Origin of the sequence: Serratia sp. OS31, from assembly GCF_014164835.1 — a bacterium.
Lineage (GTDB): Bacteria > Pseudomonadota > Gammaproteobacteria > Enterobacterales > Enterobacteriaceae > Serratia > Serratia liquefaciens_A.
In genome coordinates, this window is sequence record NZ_JACJFQ010000093.1 from 1 (window position 1) to 1,318 (window position 1,318).

Consider the following 1,318-nt stretch of genomic DNA (forward strand, 5'->3'; position numbering starts at 1 on the left):
AAGCCTGTACATAAATTTGTGTAATTGCCTGATTTTGATATGTTCAATCCAACATCAAAAACAGGTTAATTTATGGACGAAAAACAGTTGCAAGCTCTGGCTAACGAACTGGCCAAAAATCTCAAAACCCCTGAAGCTCTCAACCAGTTCGATCGCCTGCTGAAAAAAATCAGCGTCGAGGCGGCGCTCAACGCCGAAATGACCCATCACCTCGGCTACGATAAAAATCAGCCCAAACCAGCGACCAACGCCCGCAACGGCTATACCCAAAAGACCGTGATCACTGGCGATGGCCCGCTGGAACTGCGTACGCCACGCGATCGTGATGGCTCCTTCGAACCCCAACTGGTGAAGAAGAACCAGACCCGGATCACAGGCATGGATAACCAGATTTTATCGTTGTACGCCAAAGGGATGACCACCCGCGAGATCACCGCCGCGTTTAAAGAGCTGTATGACGCCGATGTCTCGCCGGCGCTGCTCTCAAAGGTCACCGATGCCGTCATGGAGCAGGTTGTCGAGTGGCAAAATCGGCCACTGGATGCAACCTATCCCATTGTTTATCTTGACTGTATCGTCCTGAAAGTTCGGCAAGACAGTCGTGTCATCAACAAATCCGTGTTCCTGGCGCTGGGTATCAATATCGAAGGCCAGAAAGAATTGCTGGGTATGTGGATAGCCGAAAATGAAGGCGCCAAGTTCTGGCTTAACGTACTGACAGAGCTGAAGAATCGCGGTCTGACCGACATTCTCATCGCCTGCGTTGACGGCCTGAAAGGCTTCCCGGACGCCATCAACGCGGTATATCCGCAGGCACGTATCCAGTTGTGCATCGTGCACATGGTGCGAAACAGCTTGCGGTTCGTCTCCTGGAAGGATTACAAAGCCGTCACCCGTGACCTGAAAGCCATCTATCAAGCTGCCACGGAAGAGGCCGGCTTGCAGGCGCTGGAAGCGTTCTCCAATGCCTGGGACAGCCGTTATCCGCAGATAAGTCGCAGCTGGCAAGCAAACTGGGCCAACCTGGCCACGTTCTTTGCCTACCCGACAGATATCCGCAAGGTGATCTACACGACCAACGCCATCGAGTCGTTGAACAGCGTGATCCGGCATGCCATTAAAAAGCGCAAGGTGTTCCCGACGGATGACTCAGTGAAAAAGGTCGTGTGGCTGGCGATCCAGGCAGCCTCACAAAAATGGACCATGCCGCTGAGGGACTGGCGTATGGCAATGAGCCGCTTTATTATCGAGTTCGGTGACCGCCTGGACGGTCACTTCTGAGAAAAGGCAGTTACACAGAATCGTGGACAGGGTCGCA

General features: G+C 53.0%; 1 protein-coding gene. It reads left to right on the top strand.

The window, feature by feature from the left end; translation table 11 throughout:
* Positions 1 to 72: 72 nt before the first annotated feature.
* A complete protein-coding gene (locus H5P17_RS26430) occupies positions 73 to 1,281 on the top strand; it encodes an IS256 family transposase (protein WP_182825917.1) in 1,209 nt (402 codons plus the stop codon).
* The last annotated feature ends 37 nt before the right edge of the window (positions 1,282 to 1,318 follow it).